Source organism: Nostoc flagelliforme FACHB-838, assembly GCF_014698065.1.
Taxonomy (GTDB): Bacteria; Cyanobacteriota; Cyanobacteriia; order Cyanobacteriales; family Nostocaceae; genus Nostoc; species Nostoc flagelliforme_B.
On the sequence record NZ_JACJSI010000625.1, the window covers coordinates 1 to 2,400 of the forward strand.

The 2,400-nt window shown below is 46.0% G+C and carries 1 protein-coding gene and 1 pseudogene; both read right to left on the bottom strand.

Annotated elements, in window-relative coordinates; all coding sequences use genetic code 11:
* Window positions 1-82 precede the first annotated feature (82 nt).
* Window positions 83-2,239, bottom strand: a complete 2,157-nt coding sequence (locus H6G97_RS49865) for a strawberry notch-like NTP hydrolase domain-containing protein (RefSeq protein WP_242056184.1) — start codon at window positions 2,237-2,239, stop codon at window positions 83-85.
* Window positions 2,240-2,400: pseudogene (locus H6G97_RS49870) on the bottom strand (IS630 family transposase); the annotation flags it as partial.

Consider the following 2,400-nt stretch of genomic DNA (forward strand, 5'->3'; position numbering starts at 1 on the left):
TTCTCCAGCAACAGTTAATATAAGAAACTTTGTAAATTGTGGCTATTTTAACTTCTCTAACGTTAAGAAAAATAACCCTTCATTATACCAAAAAATATTTATGCAAGAGTTCTTGAGATTCAAGATTATCTTTAGCCTCAAATATCCCATTGCCTCCGGTTTGCCTTTGCCCCCTTGTGAGTGCGCCCAAGCTATCCAGCCTTCGAGCAATGGTTGAGATAAAACGGCGTTCACCGATGACGTTAGTGGTAACAGGTCGGAAAATAGGTGCTGATGCTTGGTTGGTTCTGTGCGAGCGCCCAAGTCCTTGAATTGCATTGTCTGCCCTCCATCCAGCTTCCAACAAATAATGCGATCGCCGCCGCCGATTCATAGCGTTGAGGTCAGCATGATAACTTCTGCCTGTCCCACCAGCGTCACTGAAGATGAGGATTTGTTTGTCTCCCTGCATAAACGCAGCAGTCTCAGCAATATTCGCCCCACTACCCCGTGAATCAACGAACAAACGCCCTGAATCATCTTTCAAAACTCGCTTGCTACGACCTGTAACTTCAGCCACTTGCTTATTACCGAAGTGCCACAGCAATTGTTCTAATGCACCAGGGATTGGATCAAGACATGCTAACTTATCGACTAAGGCATCTCTCAAAGCTACAGCTTCTTGGGAGATAACCGGAGAGCCATCAGCGTCAAAGACTGGCTCGGATCTTTCTTCTCCATCAACGCCAGAATGTATGGAATGAAGATGAACAGGAAAAGCACTCATCAAGTAATCCATAACATATTCCCGTGGAGTCAGGTCAAGATTGAGATCCTTCCATTCCTCGGACGGAACTTCATTGAGTCGGCGTTTAAGCAACTCCTCATTAGTTGATACAATTTGAATAACAATGGCGTTACCCGCAGCTAAATCCTCTTCAATTGCTTTAATTAACTGTGGACATTTCATGCCAGTTAACAGATGGTTGAAGAATCTTTGCTTGTGCGACTCGAACTGAGACACTGCGCTCATCTTCGCAGCACGGTTGTAAGTCTTGTCACCAGAGATGTTACAAGCTTCTAGGGCTTTGTCTAAATTATGGTGAATAACACCAAAAGCATCAGAATAGCTGTTATAACTCCGTTCCTGCGTCGGCGTTAATTCAATTTCGAGAGTCTGATACTCAACTCCCTCGAATGAAAGGCTCCGCGCCAGATACAGTCCCAAAGCCTTGAGATCCCTGGCTACTACCTCCATCGCGGCGATACCACCGCCCTCAATGGATTCCACAAAATCCTCACGGGAGGTAAACGGAAAGTCGCCAGTCTGCCAAAGCCCCAGACGATTTGCATAAGATAGGTTGGAAACCTTCGTCGCTCCAGTCGCAGAGACATAGACAACCCGTGCATAGGGTAAGGCATTTTGTAGCCTCAGCCCAACAATGCCTTGCTGGGATGCTGCAACCATACCGAGTTTACCCTCTTGAGCCATTGCGTTACCCATCGCGTGACACTCATCAAATGCGATCGCTCCCTCAAAGTCCTTGCCTGCCCATTCAACAATTTGCTTGAGCCGACTTTTACCGTTCTTTTGAGAACGTAGAGTTGAGTAGGTGCAGAAGAGAATGCCTTGGGTGAAAGGGATGGGGTCGCCAAGTTTGATGTTACTGAGGTCAATGATATCTTTTTCACTACCTCCGAGCGCACACCAGTCTCTACGGGCGTCTTCAATTAAGGCAGAACTTTTAGATACCCAAATGGCTTTTTGCCGCCTCTGACACCAATTGTCGAGGATGATTCCCGCACACTGTCTTCCTTTCCCCGCACCTGTCCCATCGCCAAGAAACCAGCCACGGCGGAATCTAACAGCATTTTCCTCGCCCTGAGCCGCGACAGTCACACTATCCCATGAGTCATCAACAATATAAGACCCAGACAGAAATTCACAGTGCGTTTGACCTGCGTAAATAACGCTTTCAAGTTGTGCCTCTGACAAATTGCCTTGTGTGATAATGTTGCTAGGAAGATGGGGTTTGTAAGTTGGTGCTGGTGGCGAGACAAGTGCTAGGGCTGCACTCTCACAAAGCAGCGAGGGATGAGGTAAAGCGTCCTTAATTCGGATTCGCTGTGGGCGATAGGTTTCGTATAGGGTATCTTTCAAACCCTCACTAGCCGTCCACTGGATAACCTCATACTCCAGCACTACTACATCGTCTGGAAGAGAGGAAACTGTTTCTGGTTGAGCTAAGCTGTTCCACATTTAGTTTGCAATAGCAGCATTACCTTTATTTTTAATTTTTCTTCCCCATCTAATTATTAACTCTCCCTGATTTAACAACCTATTTAATAAGTTTTTCAGTTCCTCTACTGATTTAAATAGGCGATGAGATATGTATTTTTTCGCCGAATGCCATACAAGTT